The 25,605-nt window shown below is 60.5% G+C and carries 22 protein-coding genes and 1 pseudogene; 5 read left to right on the forward strand and 18 right to left on the reverse strand.

What is annotated here, in order from left to right:
- Nucleotides 1-70 precede the first annotated feature (70 nt).
- From WBP07_RS20360 to WBP07_RS20410, 11 genes are all read right to left on the reverse strand, one after another.
- Nucleotides 71-1,483: an O-antigen ligase family protein gene (locus tag WBP07_RS20360; RefSeq protein ID WP_395396245.1), complete on the reverse strand. Its 1,413-nt coding sequence runs from the start codon at nt 1,481-1,483 to the stop codon at nt 71-73.
- Nucleotides 1,480-2,646, reverse strand: coding sequence for a hypothetical protein (locus WBP07_RS20365; RefSeq protein ID WP_395396246.1), 1,167 nt, complete (start codon nt 2,644-2,646; stop codon nt 1,480-1,482). Before WBP07_RS20365 ends, WBP07_RS20360 begins: the two co-directional genes overlap by 4 nt.
- Entirely contained in the window at nt 2,643-4,853 is a 2,211-nt protein-coding gene (locus WBP07_RS20370; protein WP_395396248.1) for a GumC family protein, read from the reverse strand. Before WBP07_RS20370 ends, WBP07_RS20365 begins: the two co-directional genes overlap by 4 nt.
- A gap of 43 nt (nt 4,854-4,896) precedes the next feature.
- The gene (locus WBP07_RS20375) at nt 4,897-5,493 is read right to left on the reverse strand and encodes a polysaccharide biosynthesis/export family protein (protein WP_395396249.1); all 597 of its coding nucleotides are present in this window, start codon (nt 5,491-5,493) and stop codon (nt 4,897-4,899) included.
- A 116-nt stretch (nt 5,494-5,609) separates the two neighbouring features.
- Complete coding sequence (locus WBP07_RS20380) at nt 5,610-6,776, reverse strand: acyltransferase family protein (protein ID WP_395396250.1); 1,167 nt, start codon at nt 6,774-6,776, stop codon at nt 5,610-5,612.
- A complete protein-coding gene (locus tag WBP07_RS20385) occupies nt 6,773-8,101 on the reverse strand; it encodes a hypothetical protein (protein WP_395396251.1) in 1,329 nt (442 codons plus the stop codon). The genes WBP07_RS20380 and WBP07_RS20385 overlap by 4 nt, the downstream gene beginning before the upstream one ends.
- Nucleotides 8,102-8,171: 70 nt before the next feature.
- Nucleotides 8,172-9,530 carry a glycosyltransferase family 4 protein gene (locus WBP07_RS20390; RefSeq protein ID WP_395396252.1) on the reverse strand — a complete coding sequence of 453 codons (1,359 nt, stop codon included), beginning with the start codon at nt 9,528-9,530 and terminating at the stop codon, nt 8,172-8,174.
- A gap of 2 nt (nt 9,531-9,532) precedes the next feature.
- A complete protein-coding gene (locus tag WBP07_RS20395; protein WP_395396253.1) occupies nt 9,533-10,822 on the reverse strand; it encodes a nucleotide sugar dehydrogenase in 1,290 nt (429 codons plus the stop codon).
- A gap of 44 nt (nt 10,823-10,866) precedes the next feature.
- Nucleotides 10,867-12,306, reverse strand: coding sequence for an exopolysaccharide biosynthesis polyprenyl glycosylphosphotransferase (locus WBP07_RS20400; RefSeq protein ID WP_395396254.1), 1,440 nt, complete (start codon nt 12,304-12,306; stop codon nt 10,867-10,869).
- 91 nt (nt 12,307-12,397) lie between these two features.
- Nucleotides 12,398-12,709, reverse strand: coding sequence for a hypothetical protein (locus tag WBP07_RS20405; RefSeq protein ID WP_395396255.1), 312 nt, complete (start codon nt 12,707-12,709; stop codon nt 12,398-12,400).
- A gap of 337 nt (nt 12,710-13,046) precedes the next feature.
- Nucleotides 13,047-14,273 (reverse strand): EAL domain-containing protein, encoded by a 1,227-nt coding sequence (locus WBP07_RS20410; protein ID WP_395396256.1) that lies wholly within the window; start codon nt 14,271-14,273, stop codon nt 13,047-13,049.
- 228 nt (nt 14,274-14,501) lie between these two features.
- Between WBP07_RS20410 and WBP07_RS20415 the strand changes: the two genes are divergently transcribed.
- Nucleotides 14,502-15,578 (forward strand): tyrosine-type recombinase/integrase, encoded by a 1,077-nt coding sequence (locus WBP07_RS20415; RefSeq protein WP_395396257.1) that lies wholly within the window; start codon nt 14,502-14,504, stop codon nt 15,576-15,578.
- Nucleotides 15,579-15,865: 287 nt separating this feature from the next.
- Nucleotides 15,866-16,090 (forward strand): hypothetical protein, encoded by a 225-nt coding sequence (locus tag WBP07_RS20420; RefSeq protein ID WP_395396258.1) that lies wholly within the window; start codon nt 15,866-15,868, stop codon nt 16,088-16,090.
- 304 nt (nt 16,091-16,394) lie between these two features.
- Here WBP07_RS20420 and WBP07_RS20425 read toward each other — a convergent pair.
- A pseudogene (locus WBP07_RS20425) lies at nt 16,395-17,179 on the reverse strand (IS110 family transposase).
- A 24-nt stretch (nt 17,180-17,203) separates the two neighbouring features.
- Complete coding sequence (locus WBP07_RS20430) at nt 17,204-17,335, reverse strand: hypothetical protein (RefSeq protein ID WP_395396259.1); 132 nt, start codon at nt 17,333-17,335, stop codon at nt 17,204-17,206.
- 477 nt (nt 17,336-17,812) lie between these two features.
- On the opposite strand from WBP07_RS20430, the gene WBP07_RS20435 reads away from it, so the two are divergent.
- Complete coding sequence (locus tag WBP07_RS20435; RefSeq protein WP_395396260.1) at nt 17,813-18,025, forward strand: hypothetical protein; 213 nt, start codon at nt 17,813-17,815, stop codon at nt 18,023-18,025.
- A 262-nt stretch (nt 18,026-18,287) separates the two neighbouring features.
- Here WBP07_RS20435 and WBP07_RS20440 read toward each other — a convergent pair whose 3' ends face one another.
- From WBP07_RS20440 to WBP07_RS20450, 3 genes are all read right to left on the reverse strand, one after another.
- Complete coding sequence (locus WBP07_RS20440) at nt 18,288-18,839, reverse strand: MucR family transcriptional regulator (protein WP_395396261.1); 552 nt, start codon at nt 18,837-18,839, stop codon at nt 18,288-18,290.
- 814 nt (nt 18,840-19,653) lie between these two features.
- On the reverse strand, nt 19,654-20,709 hold the full coding sequence (locus WBP07_RS20445; protein ID WP_395396262.1) for a sensor histidine kinase: 1,056 nt from the start codon (nt 20,707-20,709) through the stop codon (nt 19,654-19,656).
- Between the two features lie 62 nt (nt 20,710-20,771).
- Nucleotides 20,772-21,143 (reverse strand): response regulator, encoded by a 372-nt coding sequence (locus tag WBP07_RS20450; RefSeq protein ID WP_395396263.1) that lies wholly within the window; start codon nt 21,141-21,143, stop codon nt 20,772-20,774.
- A 430-nt stretch (nt 21,144-21,573) separates the two neighbouring features.
- Here WBP07_RS20450 and WBP07_RS20455 point away from each other — a divergent pair, with 430 nt between their 5' ends.
- Nucleotides 21,574-22,320 carry a Crp/Fnr family transcriptional regulator gene (locus WBP07_RS20455; protein ID WP_395396483.1) on the forward strand — a complete coding sequence of 249 codons (747 nt, stop codon included), beginning with the start codon at nt 21,574-21,576 and terminating at the stop codon, nt 22,318-22,320.
- Nucleotides 22,321-22,348: 28 nt separating this feature from the next.
- Nucleotides 22,349-23,446, forward strand: a complete 1,098-nt coding sequence (locus WBP07_RS20460) for a sensor histidine kinase (RefSeq protein ID WP_395396264.1) — start codon at nt 22,349-22,351, stop codon at nt 23,444-23,446.
- Between the two features lie 4 nt (nt 23,447-23,450).
- Here WBP07_RS20460 and WBP07_RS20465 read toward each other — a convergent pair whose 3' ends face one another.
- Together WBP07_RS20465 and WBP07_RS20470 are read right to left on the reverse strand one after the other, a co-directional pair.
- On the reverse strand, nt 23,451-24,188 hold the full coding sequence (locus tag WBP07_RS20465) for a metallophosphoesterase (RefSeq protein WP_395396265.1): 738 nt from the start codon (nt 24,186-24,188) through the stop codon (nt 23,451-23,453).
- On the reverse strand, nt 24,172-24,972 hold the full coding sequence (locus WBP07_RS20470; RefSeq protein WP_395396266.1) for a hypothetical protein: 801 nt from the start codon (nt 24,970-24,972) through the stop codon (nt 24,172-24,174). Before WBP07_RS20470 ends, WBP07_RS20465 begins: the two co-directional genes overlap by 17 nt.
- Nucleotides 24,973-25,605: the final 633 nt, after the last annotated feature.

Consider the following 25,605-nt stretch of genomic DNA (forward strand, 5'->3'; position numbering starts at 1 on the left):
TTTCGGCGCAATTGATGCGCGAGGACGCTAGCTGGAATGCGGCGTACTGCCGTGAGGAGTTGGTAGGTGTTCATCGCAGTTCCCGGCCGTCTTGCGCGCGGTGCGTTTCTAATGCGTACGGGGTGCTTGAGCTCGCGCGCCCCTTACCGCTTTTCGAGTGACAATTGCTCGGAACTCCGGACGCCGCCGTGCGCCGGGCTGGCGGCAGCATGAAGCCGACCAGCATTGCGGCCATGACCTCGATTGGCAGCATGCGGGCTGGATAATCGACCAGTGAGTGCAGCATGAGCAGCAGCAGGCCGGTCCAGGCGGCTGCGCCAAGTTGCGGGGCCGGACCTGCGGTTTTCCAGAGGACTGGTGCTTTCTTGGCCCACCAGCAGAACCCTGCCACGAAAAGAACGAGGGCGGGCAAGCCGCCTTCCAACATGATCTCGAGCAACTCGTTATGAGCATGGTTCACGTAATGCTGGCCGAGATGCTCGAGAGGTTCGCTCACGCGAAAAACGCTCGCAAACGTCCCGAACCCGCTGCCCGCCGGCCAGTAGAGTGAGATTGCAGACCAGCTGTCCTTCCAGAAGAGGAGGCGCCCCATGTTGCCGTTCCATAGGCGATCGACTGTAATCTGGACGACCTGGTTGGTTTGGAGAAGGACCCAGAGGCTGGCCGTGCTTGCCAGGATTGCCGGAAGTATGACCCGTGATTGCAGCCGCAAGCGTCCTTGGAGTAGCGGCAGCAGGGCGAGTGGGAAAAGGAGCAGAGCCGCTCGGGAACGGGTTGCAAGCGCTCCCGCGAGAAGGCTCGCGATGATGAGCAGGAGGGGGATTGTCGCGGCATGACGCTTCGCGGCGAGACCACAGGCGAGTGCCGCGGCGATCAGCAGGAAGCTCGCCTGATGGTTGCGATTGGCGAATAGGCCAGTCGCATACCCCAGATGGCCTTCCTGATAGAGGGTGCCCCAGTGACCCGCAGTGACGAGTTGGAATAGACCCAGCATCAGGCTTGCAAAGGCGCAGCCGATCGCAGTCAATGCAAGGCTGGAGCGTTGGAGCTGATCCATGTGCAGCACCAGCATGAGCATGGAGCCAGCAGGCAGGAGTGCCGCGAGCGCTCGGCGTGTCGCGGATGGATCGAGGGTCAGCGGGTGAACGCCGCTGCCCGTTCCAATCTGGTCGGCGATCGCGCTTGCGAGCTCGCGTCCGGGTAAGGCGCGCCATAGTGAGGCTGGCAGCGGCACAAGCTGGACGAGAACAAGCACCGCCCAGAGGGACAGCAGAAAGAGCGGAAAATGCCATATGCGCTGGGTCTTGGCCGGAAGCGGCCAAGCGAATGTCAGCGCCGCGGCAAGGATCGCCGTCATTTCGATAAGCAGCTCGGCCAGGCGGTGCGTGCTTCCGCCGCCGCCGAGGCAAAGCGATGCGACAAGCAGGAAAATTGCCGCCACGAGAGGGCGCTCGTTCGCTGCGATGCTTCTGAGCGTTGTCATGAGAGGGGCCCTCCGCTTCCGGCAAGGGGTAAGGCCCAGACTTTCTCAAACCGGGCTTCGCCAACGGTAAGTGCGTCGGCGCGGCGCGCCTCGAGGGACAGTCGCTGGACTGCGCATCCCATTGCCGGTACTTCGAAGTCGGACTGCCAGCCCAAGGCAACGGCCGCGCCACCAGTGGAAATGGTCTTACTGCCCGGAAGGCAGCGAACCGTCCACTTGAGGCCGCCTGCGGCCAGCACTGTTGTGGACGGTGTCGCCACGAAAAGCCGATAGCGACCTGGCTTCAAGACGAGTGCCTGCGCCAGCACAGTGCCGTGTGCCGAGCCGTCGGTGTCGACGACGAGATCTCGCGATGAAGGGGTGCCGGCCTCGACGGTGATCCTGAGCTCGGTGCCCGGCAAGCGACTGGCGTTCCACTCAAAGGGGCTGGGTGCGGGAACGGAGCTGCCTGGATCGAAACGCTCGAACTCCGGATCGAGTACAAGGCCGGGTTTCGTATCGGTAAGGGTGGTCCAGAGCTTGCGCGCCCGGCCAACCTCACCCTGCCTGGCGAGAGCGGCGACATAGGATGAAATCTCTTCAGCGCCGGCTGGCTTGCCTGTTTTCGCAAGCTCGCTCAGCAACGTCTCGTGAACGGCCTGATACTGAGCGGGAATGAAGTCGATCCGCGTAAAGAACTCTTTCCGCCACGGCGGGGAAGACTCAAGACGAACAAGCAGGGCGTTCCTGCCAACCTTGTCGGTCGCCATCGCGTGGAGTGCTGGCATGAGCCGGGGAGCCAGATCTGGTTTGCGCCGCAGCAAGGCGTCGATGTGACGCATCGCCGCGTTTGCATCCCCTTGCCGTACTGCGTCCTCCAGCAGCATCAGTTCGGTCTGGCTGTCGCGCCACCCAAGGCGCCCGGCGAGCGTGAGCAGCGCGTGCGCCGACGTTGCATTTCCATTCTGCCGATCGGCAGAAGCCAGACCGCGAAGCGCGGCCTGATCGTACGGAGTTTGCGCAAGCCTTGCCTGCAGGTCGGCACGCGCAGGTGCGTGTTTGCTGCCTGCAGCAGCAAGCAGATCGTTGTTGATCGCGGCAAGCTGCGACAATCCAGCGAGAGCCAGAACGCCTACGAGCAAGGGGCGGGCGATTACGCCCACGGATGCGACAGTCGCGCTCATCGCCGCCGTAACCATCGACGCGAATGCTGTTTTTCTTCGTTGTAGTTGTAATACTGGTCGTAGCCGTACCCCAAGGTCCGCAGTTCGACGCGGTTGAGCATGATACCCAGCAGTCGGGCCCGGCTGAGTCTCAGGCGCCGCAGGGCCGCAAGGATTGTGGCCCTGCGAGCCTGGCTGGCGTCTACGACGAATACGGTGGCTTCGACATGGGTGGCGATGCTCGGAGCATCGGCAAGGCCTAGCATCGGCGGACCGTCAATTATGACGAGGTCATACTGATCGTCCATCACTGAGATGATCCAGGGCATGGTTTCGGTCCCCAGCAGTTCGGCTGGGTTGGGCACCGAGGCTCCGGCGGGAATGAAGTCGAGGTTCGCGATGGAGGTGGTGCGGACCGTGTCCTCGAGAGAAATCGTACGGCTGAGAAGCTCGACCAGGCCATTCGCATTCTCGAGCGAAAGAAGCTTGTGCATGGACGGTCGGCGCATATCCGCATCGACTAGCAGCACCCGCTTGCCGACACGGGCAAAATCGCGGGCCAAGGCATAGGCGGAGGTCGTCTTGCCTTCGCCTTTGCCGCAGCTGGTGATCAGGAGCGACTGTGGCAGGCCGTCCACGCCGGAAAGCTCGATCGCCGAGCGAACGGTGTGGAATGCTTCCGAAATACTGGAGGTGTGGTTTTCCAGTTCGTCCCGAAGCACGGCGCTGTCTTCCAGCCGGGGCACCATTCCAAGCGCAGTGATGTGCAGTTTGCGCTCGACCTCGCTCATTGATCGCACGGTATCGTCCAGGTTTTCGCGAAGATAGACGACCGCGAGAGCAACGAAGAATGCGCCCAGCAGCGACAGGCCGAGATTGACGGGCACATTGGGAGAGACGGGAGAAGTCGGCGTCGATGCGACATCGACGATCGAGATATTGTTCGAAGAGACGCCCGCAGCCGCGCTGATCTCCTTGAAACGCTGGAGAAGGCCGTCGTAGAGCTCGCGATTGGTGCGGACTTCGCGCCTTAGGATCGTGTACCTGATCGAACGGTCCTGTTCGGACAATGTCGCTCCGGTCAGGCGGGTGACTTCGCCTTGCATTTGCCGTTCTTGGAGTTCCGCGGTCACGAAGCGATTGTGGATCGAGTCCCGGATGTCCCTGGCAAGGCGTGCGACACGTTGGTCGATTGTCGCGATTTCGCTGCGCAGTCGAACAAGCGCGGGATGGCCCTCCTGTCGCCCCTGGCTCTGTTCCGCATAGTCCGCTTCCAGCTGGGAGCGCCGTTCCATCATGGTCTGGATAGCGGAATTGGAGAGAACTTCGGGCAGGCTCATGACGGGCGCTGCCTGGGTCGATACCCAAAGTTGCTGGGCGTCGATCCTGCGCGCGCGCGCCTGGGAAAGCGCTTCGTTGGCTTCGATGAGACTTGTTGCCACAAGAGACGGGGCTGAGCTGGTTCCGGGACTGGTTTCCCGGACTGCGTCGGTGTCGATGATGCCGTTCGTGCGAGCGTAGGCAACCATGCTCTGCTCGGATGCCTCGAGCCTTTCCTTCGCCTGCTCGAGCTGCTCGCGGAGGAACTGGCGTGCGTAGACGGACGTATCGTAGCGGCGGTTGAGATTGCTCGAGATCATGGCATCCGCAAAGGCGTTGGCTACTCTGGATGCCGTCAGTGGATCCGGGCTGTCGAAGGCCACGTGCGCAACGCGCGAGCCTTCCGGCAAGGTTACCGTGAGATTGTCTCGCAGGACCGCGATGACCTGTTCCCGATGCGCCTGGTCGGCGTCGAGCGATCCGATCGGGCCCGTTCGCGGACGCACGCGCATTGTCTCGAGAAAGCGATCTCCGGCGAACAGTCCGAGAGTTTCCGCCACGCGGATCGCCAGGGCCCGACTGCGCAGTATCTCGATTTGGGTCTGGAGGAAGCGATCGGCGTCCTGCACTGCCTGAACCGGCTCGATATCCGGGGCATCGAGAACGCGCGATGCCTGCTGGTCTATCTGCAGGCTGGCTTCGGCCCGGTAAGTCGGGACTGTCAGGAATGTCACTGTTATGCCGAGTAGGAGACCGGCAGTGCAGATCACTGCAACCACCCACTTGTTACGCAGCAGCGCTGCGCGCAGGCCTTCAAGATCGATTTGCGAACCGGAGAAAAGCCAGGAATCCTGGGATGCTCCAGGAGCGCTGGCGAAAGTCTGGGGAGTAACGGACGAATTCAGCATCAGCAGGCATTTCCAGGCTGGTCGCGGGGCACGGGAGGGCGGGTCATCGGTAGGCTCTGAACACGGTTATGAGCGGGGCGGTGGTGAGAATGTCGCGCCAGGCCGACTTCAGCGCGGAGAAGCCAACAACAACGGTGTCTCCGCCAACGAGTTCGGGATCGGGTAGCTCGCCGCGCCGGATCATGCCGATGTCGAATACCGCGCCCATAGGCTTGTCGTTGATGGTGCGTAGGATCACCACTTCGCGCAGCGCAGAGACGCGTGTCGTGCCCTGGGCCATTGCGATCGCGCCGAGCAAGGTCGTCTTGCCCTGGAGAGGATAGATCCCCGGCTTGGTGACGGAACCCTCGACGACGACCTTCTGCGATACCGCGGTAGCGAGATTGACCGTGACATCGGGGTTGCGCAGCATTCGCTCGCTGAGGCGCGCGGCAATCGCCTTGGCCAAGCCATCGGGGGTGAGGCCGCTTGCTTTCACCTGACCGATCAGGGGAAGCGAAATGTTGCCGCCCGTGGTGATCTGCACTTCCTTGAGGCTGAGATCGGGCTCGTTGAGGACGGTCAAGCTGATCACGTCGGCAGGGCCCAGGATATAATCGCTGTCGTTGCTGTCCTTGCTATCCGCGACCGCCGGGATCACCTCATAGGCCGATAGATCACGCGGAAGGTCGGGACGGGCACACCCTGCGAGACACAGGGCCGGCAAGAGACAGAAGATCCCTGCGCGGATAGGGCTTTGTGGCAATGACGGGGATTTCACGGGGTGTAGTCCTGAATTGATGGAACCGATGATCGGGCCAGTGTCGGGAGGGCAGCAGAGGTTGGTTTCATGGCGGAGGCCGGTTCGACTGGATGTCCGCCGAATTTTCTCCTGAGCGCCGCGAGACGCCTGGTCGTGATGGAATAGGCGCCGGCCGAGATGAGGACCGTCGCGAGCATCGAAAGTGCAATTCGCGGAAAGTGGCCCGGGACGAAATGCCCGACGATCGCATAGACCGGGAGATGCCAGAGATAGAGCTCGTAGCTGATCCGACCGAAGTAGCGCACAGGAGATAGTTCCGCGATCCGGCGAACCCAGGCAGTTCGCGCCGGAAACAGGGTCCCCAGCAGGGCCGCGCCGATGGCAGCGCTTTGCGGAGTGTATTTGAGTACAGTCTCGTAATAGGCCGACCAGTGCACCAGTGAGGCGAGCATGGCGCATGAGCCTCCCCAAAGCAGGAGCTGCGCATGCCGCTCGATCCACTCGCGCCGCAACACGCCGGCCTCCAGCAGCAGCGTGGCCATCACGCCCCATCCGATTGCGTCGATCCTCGTGAGAGTGAAATTGTAGTTGATGTCGTCGGCATGTTCGGGGGCAACCGCCCAAACGGCCATCCGCAGGAGGAGGGCTCCGACAAGCACTCCGGACATGGCCTGGATCCGACCCCGAAGTGTACGTACGGACAGGAGCAATAGAGGAAGCGCCAGATAGAAGTGCTCTTCCACCGCGAGGCTCCAAAGGGGTTCGAGCGCTCCGTAGCCCTCCTTCCATGACAGGAGGCGGGCACCGATCTTGTGCAGGTTCCCAAGGTATGAGAACGAGAGGAGCACCTGACTCCACGAAAAGTCGGCAGGAGCGATCGATGCCAGCGCGGGAACAGCAACCAAGCCCATCAGCGCAAGCGGTGGCAGCAGGCGGATAAACCGCCGGATATAGAAGCGGCCGAGCGCGATGCTGCCGCTTGCCTTCTCCTCGGCCAGCATCAAACGCGTGATGAGAAACCCGCTTATGAAGAAGAAGATCGACACGCCGAAGCCGCCCGGCACGTTGGGCGCGATCCGGTAATGCGCGGCTATGACGATCGCGACGGCAAGGAGCCGCAGGCCGTCGAGCCCGCTGATGTAGCCGAAGCGCGCCGCTGTTTGATTGGCCAAGCCGGTCATGCCGTTGACTCCAACTGTTTGAGATCACGGGCTTTGCGAAACCGCTGGTTCAGGGAGAGCCCGATCAGGAGCCAGAATGGAGGATAGGCTGCCGGAAAACTCTGCACCCAGGTCATGAACATCATGGCTAGCGCAAGCGGCGTAAAGAGCAGGCCCGAGCGCGCGACCGTGCGGAAAAGCAGGATCACGAAGAGAAGGCCAGCCAGACCGTACTCGAGGAACAACACCGGAAAATAGGCAAGCGGTGAGCCGCTAAGGCTGAGGGGCACAGCGGCGGCGTAATACCCTACCAGTCCGAATACCTTGCCCAGGTTGTAGGCGAGGTAGATGTCGCCGCCGACCTTGACGAACGACCCGGCGCCATAGCCCATAAGGTTGGAATCGATCATTCCAAGTACGCCCACAACGTTGTGAATGATCCGGTAGGAGAGCGTGGTATTGAGCAGTGCGACCGGCGATCGCAGCGAGAGAATGACGAGATCGAGACCGCGCACGCCGGTTTCCGGTGCCGATCCGATGGTGAGCAGCAAAGCGGCGGCGACCATCACGCCAATGAGCACGCGTGCGACCATCGCGCCATTCGGCCTGCCAGCCTGGGTCAGGTAGTGAACGCCGGCAAGAACAAGGACAGCGAAGAAGCCGGATCCGGACTTGGACAAGGCAACGTTGAAAACAGCAATCGCGATCGGCCAGACTGCCGGGCGATAGCCCTCGTTGATCAGAGCCTTTCGCGTAATCACAGCGAGCAGCACCATGAAGGCCATCGTGAAACCGAAGTCGGTCGCTTCCGGCGCGAGACTGGTGGCGCCGCGCCCACCGGCGACCCCGATTGCCGTCGGGACGAGCGGCCGCGTGATGGCGAGGTAAGCGCCTTTGCTGACGAACCCGAGTAGCGCAAAGCCGGTCCAGAGCGAAAGGCTGATCCGCAGCACGCGCCAGAGTAGAACAGGCGAAACATAGGGGGCTGCGACGAGAATCGACCAGCAGATCAGAAAGCTCGCCGATTTTCTGAGGTAATAGTCGATCCCGACTTCACCGGGCGCATAGATGTAGAGAAGGAACCAGATCGCGAATATCAGCACAAGAATCTGGAACCCGTCGATGCGCAGCGTTGCGGTGAGCAGGCGATGGAGCGTGAAAGCCCAGCACAGCAGTGCAGCCCATGGCTGAACCTGTGAGGGTGCCGCGATGGGGCCAAATACAATGTAGGGCAGGCAGCACATCGTGACCGCCGCAAGCAGCAGCGCCGTTCCGATCGTATCGACCGATGCCGAGGGCCATTGATGCGCATCCCGCCAAGGAAGGGCGGAGGGAAACGCACTCAAGGTCGGCCTCCGAGCCTGATATAGCGGTTTTCCGGGAAGAATCGCTGGTCGCGGTATGTCGATGGCAAGATCATGCCGGGACGGCCTCTGATCGTGACCCGGTGTCAGGAACGCCGGTGTCCGGGAGTCGCCCTCCCGAAGCCGCGTCGATGGTTTCGAAGAATGCTTCCTCGAGCTTTAGGAAATGCGATTCCCACGTCCAGTTATCCTCGACGTAGCGGCGTGCCGTCTTCCCAAGCGAGTCCCTGAGCTCGGCGCTGGAAAGCAGTCCAACGATGCCATCGGCAAAGGAGGCAGCATCGTCAGCCAGACAGAAGGTATCGGTCGGCGCCATGATGCCTTCGTTTGCGACTGAAGTTGCAACGATGGCCTTGCCGCATGCCATGTACTCAATGAGCTTGTTCTGCATGCCGCCGGCGGCCAGCATCGGGTTTATGCAGACGCTGGCCGAGCGTATGTAAACGCCGACGTCTTCCACCGTTCCTGTGACGCAGATGCCGTCCTTGCCGTCGAGTTCCCTGATCTCGGCAACAGGGTCGCGACCCTGAATGACAAGCTCGGCTTCGGGCACGGTGGCGCGGACACGGGGCCAGCACTGTTCGACAAACCACAAAGCAGCCTGGACATTCGGCTGATAGAGCATAGAACCTGAGAAGACGACGCGGCCGGGCACGGTTTCTTCAGGCGTGGCGGCCTGATAGCGCGACAGATCCGTGCCGTGGGCACCGTAGACCCAATTATTGATTTCCGGCTGGCCCTGGGCCTTGCACACGTCCCGGACCTTGGCAACGTCAGCGGGGCCGATGAGTACCGAGCGGGAAAAGCGTTGCCAGACCCTCGCCTCGAAGCGCTCGCACAGCGTCGTTTCCAGTCTGTAGAACAGCCTGCGCAGCGGATTGCGTTCGTTTTCGAATATGCGCCGTGAATTGAGCGACTGCGACAGCTGCATGGCAAGGAACGAGACGGGAGATCCCGGGCGGCGGTTCTCACTGTCATGTGCGAGGCGGCTGGGTACAGCATGAGCGCTTCGGATGTAGTAGCTGTAGACGAGGTCGTACTCGTCCGCATCGATGGCGGCCGCGAGGTCGCGTTGAAGTGCGCCGTTGCGGAACATCGCCACTTGGGCCGGCTCGCCCTTGCAAAGACCGGATGTGAGCCCGGCAAGGATCCTGCCAAGTCCTTGCCGATAGATGCGCAGCGTCCGACACGTCCCGGCGAGCCAGTCACGCTGCACGCGAGAGAGTTCCCCTTGCATATCGAGCGTGTACAGGTCGATGGAGTGCCCGCGCGCTGCGAGAAACGCGATCAGATGGGCAACGGTAAGCTGGTCGCCGCGCATCATCGGAAACGGCAGTCGGCTATAGACGAAGGCTATCCGCAGACGGCGATCGCTGGGCGAGCAGTCCATGTCTTTTGGAAGCTGGCTCACGGTCAGGGCAGCCGGTTGGTGCTGACGTGTTTGCGCGCATTGATCTTGAGATCGGCGATCATGCCGATACTGTCGATGGCAAGATCCCATTCCTCGCTCTCGGCCGCCTCGCGCGGGACAAAGAGGCGGTTGAGTGCCGGCAACTGGCTATAGGCATATCCCAGGTTCTGGCCGATCAGCTTGGATGGTACGAGGGTCGGGTCGTAGACAGACAGCTCGTATCCGGCCTCGAGCAGCTTGCGGGCGAGATCGAGATTGGCGCTTTCGCGAAGATCGTCGCTGTCAGCCTTGAAGGAGAGACCTGCGAGCAGGACCTTCCCGCCGGGCGCCACATTGTCACGCACGTATTGAAACAGGAAGTATTTGTGGTTCTCGTTCGAGCGCAGGACAGCGTCGATCATGACTGTGTGCGCTCCGACATCGGCTGCGATGTACTGGAGCGCCCGTACGTCCTTGGGCAGGCAGGAGCCGCCGAAGGCGCCGCCGGGCCGCATGTAATAGGAGGAGATATTTAGCTTGGTGTCGGCCACGAATATCTCGTGGACCTTGCGTGCGCTGATCCCGAGCTTGAGTGCGGTTCGTCCGATCTCATTGGCGAAGGCCACCTTCACGGCATGCCAGGTGTTATCGACGAACTTGGTGAACTCAGCTTCGCGAAAGCGCGTGACAAATGTCGGCGCCTCGATCCCCTCATAAAGCGCGGTCATGTTTTTGGAAGGATGGCCATCGGCGGTTCCGATCACGATCTTGGGAGGATGGAAGTAATCGTCGATGGCGGTCGCTTCGCGCAGGAATTCGGGATTGTAGACGAGCTCGATTGTCTGCGGGAGCCGATCGCCGAGCTCCGCCTCGAAGATCGGCATGACGAGTGTGTCGAGTGTGCCCGGACGGATGGTCGAGCGATAGACGACCGTCAGCGGGCGAGGGCGATTGCTCGTGACGGCAGCAGCGATCTGGCGGCTGACCTCGGCGATATAATTCATGTTGTGCGCCCCATCGGGGCCGCTCGGCGTGCCGACGCAGATTATTGCCATATCGCATTGGTTGACGAGATCGCCGGCTTTCTGGGTGTAACTGAGAAGGCCCAGTTCGCGGCCTTCGCGAAGCAAGTCGTGAAGGCCGGGTTCTGAGATCGGGCAACCGCCGGCGTTGAGCTCGGCGACTTTGGCTTCGTTGACTTCGACACCACTCACCATGTGGCCGGATCGTGCGAGACAGGCTGCTGCGGTCAGGCCAACGTAACCCATTCCGAAAACGGCAATTTGCATCTGAACTAATTCCTGTGGGAGCACTCGGCGGCTTGATTTGTGCGATCCGCGCTCGGGGAAGGGGAGATTTAGAAGACCGACTTTCCGGTAAGCGCCATCACGGTTCTGAAGACGATCCCGACGTCACTCGTGAGCGACCAGCGTCGGACATACTCGAGGTCGGCGTTCAGCCGATTGGTGAGATCGGCATCCGCAAATGTGGTGCCGCGAAATCCTCGTACCTGCGCAAGCCCTGTCAGACCTGGTTTGACCGCGTGGCGGTGCCAGTAGGCGGGATCGACCTCCCAGTAGAGCTTGTTGCCGGCCCTGGCTCCCAGCGCATGGGGCCGAGGTCCGACAATACTCATGTCGCCGCGCAGGACGTTTATGATCTGCGGCAGTTCGTCGATGCTCGTGGCGCGGATGAAGCGTCCGACGCGTGTCACCCGGTCGTCGTTGCGGCCGTTGGTCAACTGCGAGCCATGCAGGTCCTGGACCTCGGTGCGCATACTCCTGAACTTGTACATCTCGAAGAGCTTGTTGCTTCTGCCGATCCGCGGCTGGCGAAACAGGATCGTGCCGGGACTGTCGAGCTTGACCGCAAGGGCAGTGGCGAGCAGCAGAGGCATCAGGACGACGAGCCCGATCGTGGCGACCCCAACGTCGAACAAACGCTTCGCAAGCCGCTGACTGTGGGTCAGGGGCTCGAAAGCCACCTTCAACGTGCTGCGGCCGGCGAGGTCGCCTGCCCCGACAGGTGCGAGATGGTCCATTTCCTCGACGAGGATCTCAACAGGCACATTGGCACCGCGTAACGCGGCAATCCATGCCATTCGCTTTTCAACGGGACAGGCTACCACTACCCGTTCCGCATCACGCGTAAGCGCCCCGAGGCGGGCGAGCGCCTTCGGATCATTGGCGTCCGCGCGAAGATCGTGGGCGCGGACATCGAAGACGAGACCGGCGAATTTGGGCAGGACCATTGCCTTTTCATCGAGCAGGATGATCGTCCGCCATCGGCCCCGGCTCTGCCACCAGGTCGATGACAACAGACGTCCAAGGCCAAGGCGAGCGAGCCCGACAGTCAAAGCCGTGCAGGCTACCGCTCGGACAAAGGTCAGGGCGGTGTCGGTATCCACAGAGCCAAGGACAGTCGTGAGCGCTTCTACAATGATGATGGCAAAAAGGGCCAACCATGCGCGCTGGGCACTCTTGACCGCATCTGCTGCTAGGGCCGGGGAATAGCTTCCACCGTATAATCCAATAGAGACATAGGTAGCCGAGAGCACGAGCATCAGCGCCTCACGCCGATCTGCACTGCCGTGGGGCCAGACCGCCGACATGAGCACGTATGCAGCCAGAAGAGCTACACCATCGAGCACAAGCACCTGGCACCCGCTCAGCAGGAACCGAAGCGGTTTTCCAACCGACGGCCTGGGCTTGAGCGTTCGAGAACCCTCTAGCGATGGATATTGCTTGTCGGCGCTCGGCGCCAACAGCGACGAGGAATTTGAAAGTGTACTGAGCACATGCCCCCCTTTCGCCAAACCGCGAGGTTTGGCTGAGCCGGTACTTGTTCAAAGGAAGAGGTCCGCCGCCCCGCCAGACGGACGCGGCAGATCAGGAGGCGGGGCTTACCGGTGGGTCGCCGTCTCCGCTCAGCGCTGCAGCAGTGAGGCCGCCGGCTGCGATCAGGCCGGCAAGCGCCCAGATCCAAGTGCCCTCGAAGATGCTTGAGCCGGCGACTGCACCGGCAGCGGCTGCCTCGCCGCCCGTGCCGGCACCAACCGCTGCCGTGCCCGTGCTTTCACTCGATTGTCCTGCAAATCCCCTTGCAAGACGCTTGCCGCTCTGTGGGGCAGGGGGAGCGGCGGCAATGAGTGAGACTGCCGCCAGGATGGCGATGGCATTGCGATGACGAATTATAGCCATGGATTGCTCCATCTTGCTTGAATTGGACTGAGCCTGAAGGTTCGGAACGTCTCTCCCAAAACGTTCCGAACCGGGCACAGATTGGTCGGTGCCTCGCCTCTGGGGTCAAGGCTTGGCTGATCCGCCTTCAGGCAGTCGTACGACGACGAATTCGTAGTGTTGTCTCTTGTTCTTTTCGTCGCCGTTCGTGGTTGATGAAAGGGACGCAACAATGCGGTGTCACGGATCTTCACGTCCGTTTTGCTTCCCCTTCTTCTTCGGTTGCGACCCGAAGGATTGTGTATGCCCGGCATGCTCCGCGTTTGAACTGCGTAGCGATCGACCGGCGAAGTAATGTTCATAGCGCCAGGCTCCCAGCACGCCGGTAGCCTGTCGCAGAACCGCTGGAGCGGGGGTGTCCGCCGGATGCGGGGCCCCACAGGTAGCCTTGTTGCCAATCGGCACCGGCCTCGAGAGCTATCTGCTTCTGCTCGACCGTTTCGACCCCCTCGGCGACGACAGTTGCGCCGGCTGAGCGGGCAAGCCTTGCAAGGCTGAGGAAAATTTCGCGATCGCGGTCCGAGAGCGCTGCGCGGCGCAAGAAGAGACGATCGATCTTCACTACGTCTGGAGAGAGTGCAAACAACTGTCGGATCGATGCATGTCCGGTTCCGAAATCGTCGAGAACAATGCGGCAGCCGAGTTTGCGCATACTGTCCACGAACCGGACTGCCTCGGAAATGCTGGGAAAGGATGCCGTTTCCGTAATTTCGAGAAATAGCCTGACAGCGATATCCTGCTTGAGTGCAAGCGCCGACCGGACGTCGTCCCACCACGGATCGCCGCGAAGGCTGAGGGCGGAAAGGTTGACAGCTGCCTGGATCTCGCTGGAGCGTTCGAGCTCCGTCATGACATGCCTGACCATGTGGAGATCAAGCAACCGGATGAAGCCTGTCCTTTCAAGCGACAGCACGTACCCTGCTATCGACACAGTGCTGCCATTGCCGTCGGGAATTCGGGCAAGGGCCTCGAAAAACTGGGTGGTGCCCAGACTTGCGCTGTGCACACTCTGCCAGAAGGGCCGGACGGCGAACTCGGAGGGCTTCTCGTCATCGCCGCAGCTCCGAAGAACCGCGAGGGCGCGAGAAGCGTTAATCATGTCATCGCGGTATTGCCTGGCCCAGTTCGGCAGCCCTCGTCCGGGACAGACATAGGGGAACTGCCAGCGATGCGAGGAGATGTCGTCCCGCTCTTGGCTCAAAGTCCAAAAGCCTGAGAGCCACACGTGGATTGCACCCGATCCGCACTCGAAGGGAACGAGCGGAATGGTTTCGCAAATCAGGCGCATCCAATTGTCGCAATGGGTAGCTTCCAGGCTACCGCCCGGGATAGATCCCAACATGAGCCGAATGCCCACCACATCGTGCCTGCAAGGCACTATCGAGCCGCCCGAACCTACTATTTCCACCAGATGGTTGGTGACGGCTGCAACGGCGCGGCCCGCCGCCTCTTCGCCGAATGCGCTTACGATGTGGGGATAGTTCGCGATACGAAACAGAAACATTGCTTCGTCGGCGGCAGGCATGCTGCCGGCGCAGGGCGAGCCGACTGGAACTTGCCGGTCAGCATGTTTCCACTCTGCCCTCGTGCTTAAATCCATAGCCCGCCCTCGCATCAGTGCGCCCGGCGGTGGAGCTGCCGAGTCTGAGACTCTTTAGCCAAAAGTGTAACAAAGCATTTGGGGTGTGATTTTGTTAACAATCAGAGGGTTAGGTCGCACTCTGCTAATGGACCGTCGGAGACCCCCAATTCCATGCCATGGACCGTGTACAATGGCTACGGTCAGAGGAAGTATCTGACCAGCTCAGAGATAGACGCATTCATGTCGTCTGCCCGGAAAAGAAGTGTAGAAGTTCAAACCTTCTGTTGCATGATCGCCTTAACCGGTTGTCGTATTTCGGAAGCATTGGAAATGACTAGGGAGTGCATCGATTTTGAGACAAAACACGTAATAATCAGATGCCTTAAGAAGAGAGGTAAACAGATTTTTAGAGCTATTCCCCTGCCGGCGCCCTTCCTTGCCCACTTGAGAAACTGGTTTGGCTCCGACCCTGGTGCCGCTCAGCTACTGTGGCCCTGGTCGAGAATGACGGGCTACAGAAGGGTCTGCGAAGTCATGGAGTGCGCTGGAATCAGAGGAGCGTACGCCAGTCCCAAAGGCCTTCGTCATGGTTTCGGGGTAAGAGCAATCCAGTCCGGAGTGCCACTTACTCTGGTCCAACGGTGGCTGGGGCATGCAGATATCAAGACAACAGCCATTTATACTACCGCGATGGGCCCAGAAGAACGCGAGATTGCGTCGAGGATGTGGCGACACCGCCCTGTCGATAGGAACGACTTCAAAGTAGCGGACATACGGCAAGAAGAACCGTGTCAACAAATAGGGGGCAATGAGGCAAGGGACTATTTTACGGGACCGGGCGAGGAGAGAATAACAGACAGCGAAACGACTTCCAATCTCGTCGCTGCGGATGAGAACGATAAGGTGTCTTTACCACGGCCGACGGGGAGAGGGATTGAAATAACAGTGAAATCGATTGCGCGCCGACTTAGCGCTTGCTTGATGATACACTATTGGCTAAAATGTCGCACGTTTTATCGTTATAAATCAAAGACATATTGTCCTCCTGACGGTGGTGTTCCCAAACGGGGACGGTTAACAGAACGGTCTTTGTTCGAGCCAGTGCAACAACATCCGGTGGTCGAGAGTGAGGGGCAGTCCACCTCAAAGAGGAGGGAAATTGCCGTTCGGGGGCGTGCCGCCACATCCCGGCCACCGGAGCGAGATGCGGTCCGCTGGAAGGCGTTTTTTCTGCCGAGCCGAGCATAGCGGGCATCGGAACCCACCAGTGGCCTGTCGAAGTTGCGATGAGGAGTTGCTGCCGTGCTCATCATTTGTCCGGCGGCACATCTTACCACCAACGCGGCCGATCGCTCGCTCATCTTTAGGGGTAAGCTCTTCGACCTTTGGGACGGTGCGTTCTGGCCAGCCCGGGTTGGCCAGTCACGACTCACAGGCAGCGTTGAACGGCGCGACTTGCCACTCACCCCGGTGCGACAGCGGGAAATGAGCAAGACAACGACCAGGCTCGTACTTTGAATTTTGCGAACTTGCCGATGGCATCGATCCAGCGCATTTGCCGCCCACCGGCACGCGCGCGCGCATGGAAATTGCCGTTCCTGTCTCGGGCTGCGCTTGATCCGGGAGCCGGGGTTAACCGGGTCTTTCAGGACATGCTGGATTCGGAAGATATTGTTGTCGCTCTTGCAGATCCTGCTCGCTCCTGCGGCGCCGGCGGCATTGGCACGGGCAGAGTTTTTGTGCCGGGATCGGCTGAGTAAGATGGGCCGGCCTTTGCTGACGAGGCTGGGGCCAAGGAGCCTACGAAGCAAAAAAGCCAATTCAAATGCCGGGCAGGTGCGGGCATTCGGCCGATGCTGATCGGGCGCGCCAGGTGCAACGACGTCCTACATTGGGTCGGTCATCCGCCGATGGCGGCGGGAATTTGCGGATCTTGCTTGGACTAAACCAAATCCTCACGGAAGACCTGGATCAGGCGGCGCTCCGTGCGATCGACTCAGCTTGAAGACTCGATCCCTGAGGCTGATCCGGTAGCGCCCCGATAACTTAGAGTATCCGTGATAATCAAGCCGGAGATTGCGTCCAGCATCGATCGGCTTTGAGCAGTGCGTTCGCTGCAACGACGAGCTTTCGCATGACGGCGGTGATGGCGATCTTGGCGGGTTTTCCGGCGCCGACGAGTTGCTTGTACTTAGCCTTGAGGTCGGGGTTGTATCGAGCGGCGACGAGGGCCGGCATGTAGAGGGCCTGCCGCACGTTGGCGCGTCCGCCCGGATGAAGCTCTTGCCTTTCCACTGACCGGACTGCCGCGCGGCCGGGGCGAGGCCGCCGAGAGATGCGGCCTGCTTGTTCTCGAGGGTGCCGAGTTCGGGCATGGTGGCGATGAGCTGGTTAGCGGTCAGCGTTCCGATGCCTGCGATGCTGGTCAGGATCTGATGCCGGCGGGCGAGCGCGGCATCGGCGGCGATCAGGTGGGCGATTTCGGCATCGAGCGCTTCGATATGGCGGTCGATCTGCTCAAGTCGCTGCCGACACTGGCGCTTGAGGAAGGCGATGGTGAGGTTCTTCTCGCGATTCTTGAGTGCAGTACGATCGCGCACGAGGCCGTCACGGGCATTGATGAGTTCCGCCATCTGCGCTTGCTGTACGTTTCGGGCTGGTCTGACGGGCGGCTGCAACGTGGCAGCCATGCGGGCCAGCAGCATCGCGTCAATGCGATCGGTTTTGGCCAAGGTGCCAGTGGCCTGGGCAAAGCGTCGGGCGCGTTCAGGGTTGAGTTTCACGCAGGGCCAGTCGGCCAGAGCCGCCTCCAGCGCCCGATGGTAGGTTGCGGTTGCCTTGAAGGCGATCCGCTCGACCTGCCATTGCCGCAGTCAGGCAATCAGCGCCTTGTGGCCCTTCGTTGTGTTCGCGAACTGGCGCTCGGCACCGGCAGGGTGGGGGTGGCAATCGAGGCTCGCTTTGGAGATGTCGATGCCAATCGTCTGTGGTAGATTGTCGCTCATCTTTTCCGCTGTCCCATGCTTGTCATCCGGGCCTCAAAGCCCCGGTATCCGTTCGGGCCTGATGGAAAAGAAAGGGGCGATCCTACTCTAACCCGGTCCCTCAACGACCGGTTTTTTCTCGATCCGTCCCCTTCCGCCCGGACCAGGGTGGCCACCCCGGTCCGGCAATCCAGCATGACCCAAACGGACGCCAATGTCATAGGACAAGGTGTTGTCGCTTGGAAGTTTCTTCTCCGTGAGCCCGTAGCCGAAGCAGACGATCGGCACCAAGTGGCATAGCGCCGGGCCCAATGAATGCGCAGCGATCCTCCGCCGCCCCGCATACTTCAACGATGAGCGTGTCCGAATGCAGTACCGGTCCTCTATAATCCGGATGAGTTGGGGATCGCGAACGTGCCGGATGTGTTCATTTCGTAACGGTCGTGGAAGCTTGGGGGGCGCGCGCGAACACCCGATGCTATGATGAGGGAGGCCTGCATGACGACAAGAAATCGCAAAATGAGATTCGATGGCGGGAAAAATGCGGGGCTGCCCTTTGCGCGGGTTCGCAGCTTCACGCCCTGGTTCCTTCTGGGTGTCAGCGTGCTCGGCGGAGCGTCGGTGCTCCTGCTCTGGGAAACGGTCGAGAGCTTCGATCTTGCTAAAGTCGAGCGCGTAGCTGGTAGTGGGGGTGAGGCGTCCAACCGATAGCTGGCTTGGGCCGCGTCATTGCCGCTGGGGTGCCTCTATAGATCGATGTGCGTGGATGCTTCGGCCCTTCGGCAGCCGCACGCATTCGGCAGGTGCCTATTATTGTTGAATAGCGGGCGCTTTGGGACGAAGAGTCGGGCACTAATTCGTTTTATCTTGCTGCGCATTGACCTGCGCCGAAGGAATCTCGCCTAGCAGTGTCAAACCGACAAGAAGTGCGGGAACGGGGGATTCGGCGTTCCCGCACTTCGGGCTGCGCGAGTTATTCGGCGGGTTTGCCGGATTTCTTGCGCGGCCTGGATTTAACCTTGCTTGGCAGCTTTGCCTTCGTCGTAAGCTCTGAAGTAGGTTCACCCATTGCTGCGGCGGCCGCAACCGCGACACCAACGGGGGTGGCCTTGGCCTGATCAGCCTTCTTCTTCCGCCCGCCCTTGCGGCCAAGACCAATCGATTTGGCAAGTTCGCGGCGCCTTTCGGCATATTCGCTGGAGACCAGCGGGTAGTCTATCGGCAGGTTCCAGCGCAGCCTGTATTCCTCGACAGATAAGTCGTGGTCTGATGCGATATGCCGTCTGATGGTTTTGAACTTGCTGCCGCATTCCAGGCAGACGATGCTGTCGGGCTTTACCGACGACCGGATGGAAACAGCGGGTGTGCGCGGTTCTTCGGTCTGTATCTCTACTTGACCAAGGCTGGCGAGCGAGTTGTAGGCGGATTCGATCAACTGCGGAAGCTGCTCCGCAGGGACCGAATTGTTGCTGACGTGTGCGGAAATGATGTCTGCGGCGAGAGAGAGTAGAGTTTCGTCGAACATGTTTTAATCTTGCACCCGAATATTTTTATTTGGGGCGCCCGTTTCCTCCATCGTTGCGGTGCGCGCAAGTCGAATTCGACGCGGGATCTTCGGCGTCCTTGGTGGTCCAACGTGGAATGCGCTGAAGCATTCGCCAACCTGGCATCCGCGAAATTTCACGAGGGGGACAAGGCATGTGGGCAAGGCTGTGGAAAATGCCCTGACAACCTGCCGCTAACGGCAGGATAAGTCGTGGGCTACGCCGCGCGGAGGGGTTTCCCGGCCCCCGCGCCGTACGGCCGAAAGCCTGCCGTTCAGGCACCGCGCGGATTCACCGGAAACTGCTCAAGGACCTTAAGTGGTCGAAGCTGCGTGGAATTCCGAGCGGACGCGGGACGTTTTCTTCAAAAGCGGCATGGACCGCTATCGGGGTGCGGCGAACGGCAAGCGCCATGAAACCACCGAAGGGTCTGGGTCGTTAAATAAGGAAATAGGATGGTTTCGGCTTTGCGGTTTCTGTTTTTCCAGGGGGCGGTCTTGATAGGGGGCGGCCACGAGCCGGCACTCATTGCGCCATGAGAGGAGAACAACGATGCGACCCGCAAAATCGGACTCCAACGGGCGTCCGTCCATAGTCGAACACGACAGGAACGTGGACCAGGCGGTCGGGATGGCTGGAAGCGCGCTCACCACGATCGTAAAAGGACGGATCAAGCGGATACTGGGCGAATTGGGACCTCGGCCAGACCTTGTGCTGGAGGGTGAGGAGCAGGAAATGCAAGGGCGGGACCGTCTGCAAAAGGCCCAATCGAAGGGGAGCGGAAACGCCCCTTGATCATGGTTTGAACGAGGCAGAGCATTCGGCGTCGGGCGGGCTTGCGAATTGAACGCATTCGGAACGCAACGAGACGTGGCATCCTGTGGTTCCCACCGTGTAGCAATATGTCGCCTGGGCCTGCTGGGCGAAGGCCGACATCAGGTTTCTGCCAAGGTTTGTTCCACTTTCCCGGGCGGGGGCCGTCTCGCCCACCCCATTGTCGATGACGAAAGCTTCCCAGCCTTGCGAATTGCTGCGGAAGCCCGCCCGGATCTGGCCCAGCCGTCCTTCGGGGAAGGCGTATTTCGCGCAGTTCGTCAGCGCTTCGTTGAAAAATAGTCCGATGGCAACTGCGACTTGCTGCGGCAGCAGACGCTCGCTGGCGTCAATGGAGATTGAGACGTGATCGGGCAGCATCGCTGCTGCAGCTCGCGAGACCACGTCGTGGACATATTGCCGCATTGCGATCATGCCGTCGTAACTCTGAGCCAGGGTCAGGTTTTCGTAGGCCTGCGCGAATGTGCGGATGCGGCCAATCGCCTGTTCTAGTGCCAGACTGACCATAGGATCGGCATTCTTCCTGGCCTGGAGGGAAAGCAGGCTGGCCACGAGGGCGAAGTTGTTCTTCGTGCGGTGTTCCAGTTCCGCCATCAGGATCTTGCGGCGCTCGATCTCCACGTCGTAGGCCCGTACGGCTTCGCGCACCGCACGGCGAAACGCTTCGGCAAGCACGAGCACGATGAGAACGCTGAGGGCATTGATAACGATCCGCCCGATATCGGAAGGGTTTTGCAATCTGGTGGACTGCGCAACCGGAACCATAAGCCAGCAGGCCCAGGTGAAACTGATGAGAAGGGCGGTTATTCCGGCGGCCAGCCGCCCGAACAGCACAGCGATCAGCACTGCGGGATAAACGAGGGCGAAAGCACCGATGTTCGGAGCAAAGACGTCCGCCAGCATGCGCAGCGCAATCATTGCAAGGGCGCAAGCCACTCCAAAGGCGAACTCGGCGACAATCGGCGGCATTCTGCCCCGAATGCTCGACGCGACATCGAATTTAGCGAGCCGATGCAATCCTACCCCCTTGTACGGTGCCGGCGAGAAACAGCCGGCAGAGTTCTGAAATCACATTCCGGCTAACAAGGTCGCACGATCCGTTTTTCGACAATCCCGATCAGCGATACGGGGGCGAACGGCTTCTGGCAGCAGGGCACGTCTGCAAACCGATCCGGGATAACCCTTGCGTCATAGCCTGTGAAGAACAGGAATGGCACGTCATCGCGGGCAAGTTCATCGGCGAGCGGGAAGATGCTTTCACCCCGAACGTTGATGTCGAGGATTGCCCCGTCCATTCGGCTGTCCTGAAGCAATGCGTGTCCCCGGGCCACGGTGGCGGCCGGGCCGACCACGGTAAATCCTTCTTCTTCCAGTGCTGCAGCCAACTCGGTGGCAATAATGTATTCGTCTTCGACGACGAGGAGACGGGCACGATTGGATCGACTGCGCATTTCGAAATTCCAATCTCAAACACATTGCGACGCCGAAAGGACCGGCAACGGCCGGATTTCTGGCAAGGGAAGACCTCGCGAATGCGCACCCAAACGTGATGCAGACCCGATAGTAAGCCGATCTGCATTTGGCGTGCCTTGATCTAGGTTATATCTCCATCGATGGCTCATAAAAGGTGGCGCCGACCGCCTGCCTGCAGACGCGTAGCCACTCAAGTTGGCGGCGGCACGTCTGCCGCGAAAGGGGGTGCCTTCGCAGCGGCCGAGCTTTCCGAGGGAGCCGGGAACGGTGCGAAGCGCCGGACGTTTGCTTTTCAATACACTTGCGTGGTGCGAAACGACCGGCCATCCACGCCTGCCATTTCAATCGATTAACGCATGTGAATGTGGGGCACGTCCTGTCCGCGCAATGAGAACGGGTTTGTTACTCATGGGGCCTTGGAATTTCTTGACGTTGCACCTTTCCGCCTTTGTCAGGCTATCCAGCGCCGACAGGGAAATACTCACGAAAGCCTTGAGAAAGCGGGTGCGCGTGCTGCCGCCGCGTCAGGACATTATCAGGGAGGGAGACCGGCCCCGCTTCGTCAATGTGATTCTCGATGGCTGGGCCCAGCGCTACAAGCAACTGGCGGATGGACGCCGGCAAATTCTCTCGTTCTTTATTCCGGGCGACCTTTGCGATGCAAACGTGTTCATTCTGAAGGAGATGGACCATTCGCTCTCGACGGTGACGAGCGTAAATCTGGCCGAAATTTCCCAATATGAATTTCAGGAAATCATCGAGAATTCCCCCCGTATCGCGCAGGCGTTATGGTGGAGCGAGTTGGTTACCGTGGCGATCCAGCGCGAATGGACCACCAGCATCGGTCAACGTACGGCATACGAGCGTATTGCGCACTTGTTCTGCGAAATGTTCGTGCGATTGCGCACGATCGGCCGTACCGACGGGCACTCCTGCGAATTTCCCCTGACCCAATCGGAAATTGCCGATGCCACGGGGCTTACGCAGGTTCACGTCAACCGGACCATCCAGGAACTGCGCCGTGATCAGCTAATCGAACTGCGCAACAGGCGCCTTCTGGTTTTCGATCTCGACCGGCTGATGTCGGTAGCACTTTTCAATCCGAATTACCTTCACCTTGATCATGAAGGAGCGCACATAGACGCAAATGACTGATTTCAGCTGGCTTCCTTCCGACGATCCGATGGCGACGGCCCTGACGAACAAGGACTGGTCGGATACTCCGCTGGGTCCGATCGGTCGCTGGCCGGATCGGCTGAAGGCGGCTGTAGATCTGGTTCTGGGCAGCCAGCAGGCCATGCTGGTGTTGTGGGGCGGCGAATTGGTCCAGATCTACAATGGTGCTTTTAGCGCGTTGATGGGGAACCGGCATCCCAGGGAATTGGGGCTTGCCACGAGGCGCTGCTGGCCGGCGATCTGGGAAATCGGCCGGCCGGTCTATGACGACGTGCTGGCCGGCCATTCGTGCGTATGCCGGGACTGTGAGATTGCCACCCAGGATTCGTCCGAGCTCCTCCTTTATGATCTGAACTATTGCCCCCTGCGGGTTGACCAAGGGGACGTACGGGGGATTCTAGTGACGATCGGGAAGGCGGAATCGTCTTTTGCGCATGAGGCAGCACAGGAGATCGCCAGCCTGCGGGGCCGGATTGAGGAGCAGGTCCGGTGGATTGCCGACATTCAGCGCCAGATGCGCAATATGCTCAGCGGCGTTCGCTCGATCATTCGGCGTACCGCAGCCACTAGCAAGGACCTGGAAGGCATGGAGATGCACCTTCAGGGGCGGATCGGCGCCTTCGCCCGTGCACAGACGACCATTGCGCGAGCGAGGTCGGGCAGGGGGGTGATCCTTGCCGATCTTATCGACGATGAATTGGCTGTACACCTCGGCCGCGAAGGCGAAACCGTGACATTGAAGGGGCCGGATATCGAACTTCTCCCCCGTGCGGCAGAACTGCTCGGTCTGGCTATGCACGAACTGGCCAGCAATGCCGTCAAGTTCGGCGCGCTCTCGCAGTCCGATGGGCGCATCCTGGTCCGCTGGCAACGTGAAGAGAATCGGAGCGGCAGCAGCCTTGTGCTCGAATGGGAGGAGAACGGATGCCGGCTCGATCCTGACGCCATGGGGGAGGCCGGCTTCGGAACCGAAATGCTGCTCCACTCGCTGGCCTACGAACTGGACGCGCGCACCCGCCTGCAGCCGACGCGCACGGGCATGCATTTCAAGTTGGAAATGCCATTGGACGGCATGGAGGCGAACTGCGTGCCGTTCGGGAACTAGGCGTTCATATTTCCAGCACAGCGTAGGGGCGTCCGAAGCGCTCGGCGACTACGAACTGCGCGCAGTTGTAGACCGGAATGCCCCGCATCGTGCGTCCTTCGTAGGTGCCGCGATGGGCGTGGCCATGGACGACGGCTTTCACATTCTCGAAACGGTCGACCGCGTCCGCCAGGCGGGATGAGCCGAGGAACGGGAATATCTCGGGTGGCTCACCGGCCACGGTCTCCACGATCGGGGCATAGTGTAGCACGGCAACGGTGCGTTCGGTGCGCAGCGATCGCAGTCCGTTCTCCAGCTTGCGGGCTTCGCCGATCGATTCGTCCACAAAAGTCTTGATCGCCGCTTCCCCGAATGCGCCGAGTTCGCCGCGTCCGAACCCGCCGACGAAACCCTTGACCCCGGCAAACCCCACGCCCTCGATCTCGACTGCCTGGTCGTCGAGGATCTTGACCCCCGCCTGGTGCAGGATTTGCGTGACGACTTCGGGGCTTCCGCATTCGTAGTCGTGGTTGCCAAGCACGCCGACCATCGGGATCGTGCAGCCCCTGAGGTCTTCCGCCAGGCGCTCGGCCTCGCTTGCCTTGCCGAAATTGGTGAGGTCCCCGCAGAGCGCGAGCACGTCCGCATTGCGGGAGATCTCCTGAAATAGGTCCCGGTAGCGCCGGCTGTCCTCCTCGGTGACGTGAAGGTCGCCGATCGCGGCCAGTCGCAGCGGGCGCTGGGGTTCAGTGGTGGCGTTCATGTTTCTCGTCCAGTCCTTTCCCGACAAGGTCGGCAAACCCCCACTCACTGATGTCGATCAGGTAGTCGCGCGGGGAGAACAGCCTTCCCCGGCAGATGCGAACTTCGGCCGGCGGCAGTTCGGCTTGGGCGCGGATGCGCTCTATCAGAGTTTCGAACAGCCAGCGCGGGATCAGGTCGCGCTCGGTGGGATAGATGAAACGGAAGTTGAGCACGTGGAGAAGGAGCACTTCCCAGTGCAGTTCCATCAGCGACAGCAGTCGGTGCCAATCGATATCCTCGTGCCGTCTCAGGATCGTGTGCGCGACGTCGGCACCGTCATAGCGGTAGCGATCCTGGATGAATGCCTTGGAGACGATGAATTCGGTTGGCGGCGTTATGCGGATCTGGGTTCCGTAGACCTGTGCGGTGAATATCTCGGCAAACCAGGAGTCGGTGATCGGGATCGAAGCGGATGACATGTTGAAGATCACATCGAAGAACGCGTCGCCGGACCAGACCTTGGCGATCCATCTTTCGTCCTCCACCGTGACGCGGTAGCCTTCCGACTTGAAGCGCGCGAGCAGGCGCGGGGCGTCGCCCGGCTTGCAGAAGATATCGATGTCCTTGGTCGGTCGGACGAGGCCGGTGTGGCATGTGAGCGCGTATGTGCCCGAGAGCAGGTAGGGAATGTCCCATCCCGCCAGCAGTTGCAGGCTGCGCGAATAGAATTCGACCGCGTTCGAGGGCGGATCGAAGCTGTGTTCTTCGCGGTTCGGGTCGTCCTGAACGGAGCTTGTTGCCACGGCGCATCCTCTCGCGTGATCAACCTCGGCTGGCCCTGCGGGTTCCCTGCCGTAAGACGCCTGCCTGCAAGCGGTCTGCCTCGGATGGTCCAGCGGCTTTTCATTCTCTCGCGCTGGGCGCGCGCTATCAGGACCATCTGGGGCTCTCGTTTCATGCCGAACAGTGCAAGCAGCGTCCCTTCTGCGTCATGGATATCGATCAAGTCGAGCGCGGCAAATCCGAGAGTATTCCCGGCCCCGGTAGAGTCCGGACTTGATCGTAACTATCCGGAAATGTCCGTAGAGCAGGGAGCCAATCTAGCAGCGCTGCCCGGCGCTCACGAAGCGAAGCCTTGCGGAGCCGAGCATTTCATTCCCCCAGCATCTCGGAAGCGGGTTTTTGTCGATCGCAAAGCGTGTCGGGCCAAATTGTATTGGGGATCGGTGAATGTCCATCCGATTGCATCAAAGTCAGGCCGCACCCACGACCCCGCCCGCCGTTTGGCCATCCGCTAAATCCTGTCGTCTTGCTAACGACAAGTTGGAGCGAATGGGGATCTGCATGCGCTGGATGAGCTGTTGCTGCGAGACCTAAGGGCCGGGAAATCTGGGCAGAGGACTTAACCTATTATATAACGTATTTTATTGACACGT

Origin of the sequence: Novosphingobium oxfordense (assembly GCF_044029435.1) — a bacterium.
Classification (GTDB): Bacteria; Pseudomonadota; Alphaproteobacteria; order Sphingomonadales; family Sphingomonadaceae; genus Novosphingobium.

Coding starts and splice junctions, on each gene's coding strand:
- WBP07_RS20380 (WP_395396250.1), bottom strand. CDS start 6,776: ATGACCGGCTTGGCCAATCAAACAGCGGCGCGCTTCGGCTACATCAGC.
- WBP07_RS20430 (WP_395396259.1), bottom strand. CDS start 17,335: ATGAGCGACAATCTACCACAGACGATTGGCATCGACATCTCCAAAGCG.
- WBP07_RS20435 (WP_395396260.1), top strand. CDS start 17,813: ATGACGACAAGAAATCGCAAAATGAGATTCGATGGCGGGAAAAATGCG.
- WBP07_RS20415 (WP_395396257.1), top strand. CDS start 14,502: ATGCCATGGACCGTGTACAATGGCTACGGTCAGAGGAAGTATCTGACC.
- WBP07_RS20450 (WP_395396263.1), bottom strand. CDS start 21,143: ATGCGCAGTCGATCCAATCGTGCCCGTCTCCTCGTCGTCGAAGACGAA.
- WBP07_RS20465 (WP_395396265.1), bottom strand. CDS start 24,188: ATGAACGCCACCACTGAACCCCAGCGCCCGCTGCGACTGGCCGCGATC.
- WBP07_RS20460 (WP_395396264.1), top strand. CDS start 22,349: ATGGCGACGGCCCTGACGAACAAGGACTGGTCGGATACTCCGCTGGGT.
- WBP07_RS20365 (WP_395396246.1), bottom strand. CDS start 2,646: ATGAGCGCGACTGTCGCATCCGTGGGCGTAATCGCCCGCCCCTTGCTC.
- WBP07_RS20360 (WP_395396245.1), bottom strand. CDS start 1,483: ATGACAACGCTCAGAAGCATCGCAGCGAACGAGCGCCCTCTCGTGGCG.
- WBP07_RS20410 (WP_395396256.1), bottom strand. CDS start 14,273: ATGCCTGCCGCCGACGAAGCAATGTTTCTGTTTCGTATCGCGAACTAT.
- WBP07_RS20420 (WP_395396258.1), top strand. CDS start 15,866: ATGGCATCGATCCAGCGCATTTGCCGCCCACCGGCACGCGCGCGCGCA.
- WBP07_RS20405 (WP_395396255.1), bottom strand. CDS start 12,709: ATGGCTATAATTCGTCATCGCAATGCCATCGCCATCCTGGCGGCAGTC.
- WBP07_RS20455 (WP_395396483.1), top strand. CDS start 21,574: ATGGGGCCTTGGAATTTCTTGACGTTGCACCTTTCCGCCTTTGTCAGG.
- WBP07_RS20440 (WP_395396261.1), bottom strand. CDS start 18,839: ATGTTCGACGAAACTCTACTCTCTCTCGCCGCAGACATCATTTCCGCA.
- WBP07_RS20370 (WP_395396248.1), bottom strand. CDS start 4,853: ATGCTGAATTCGTCCGTTACTCCCCAGACTTTCGCCAGCGCTCCTGGA.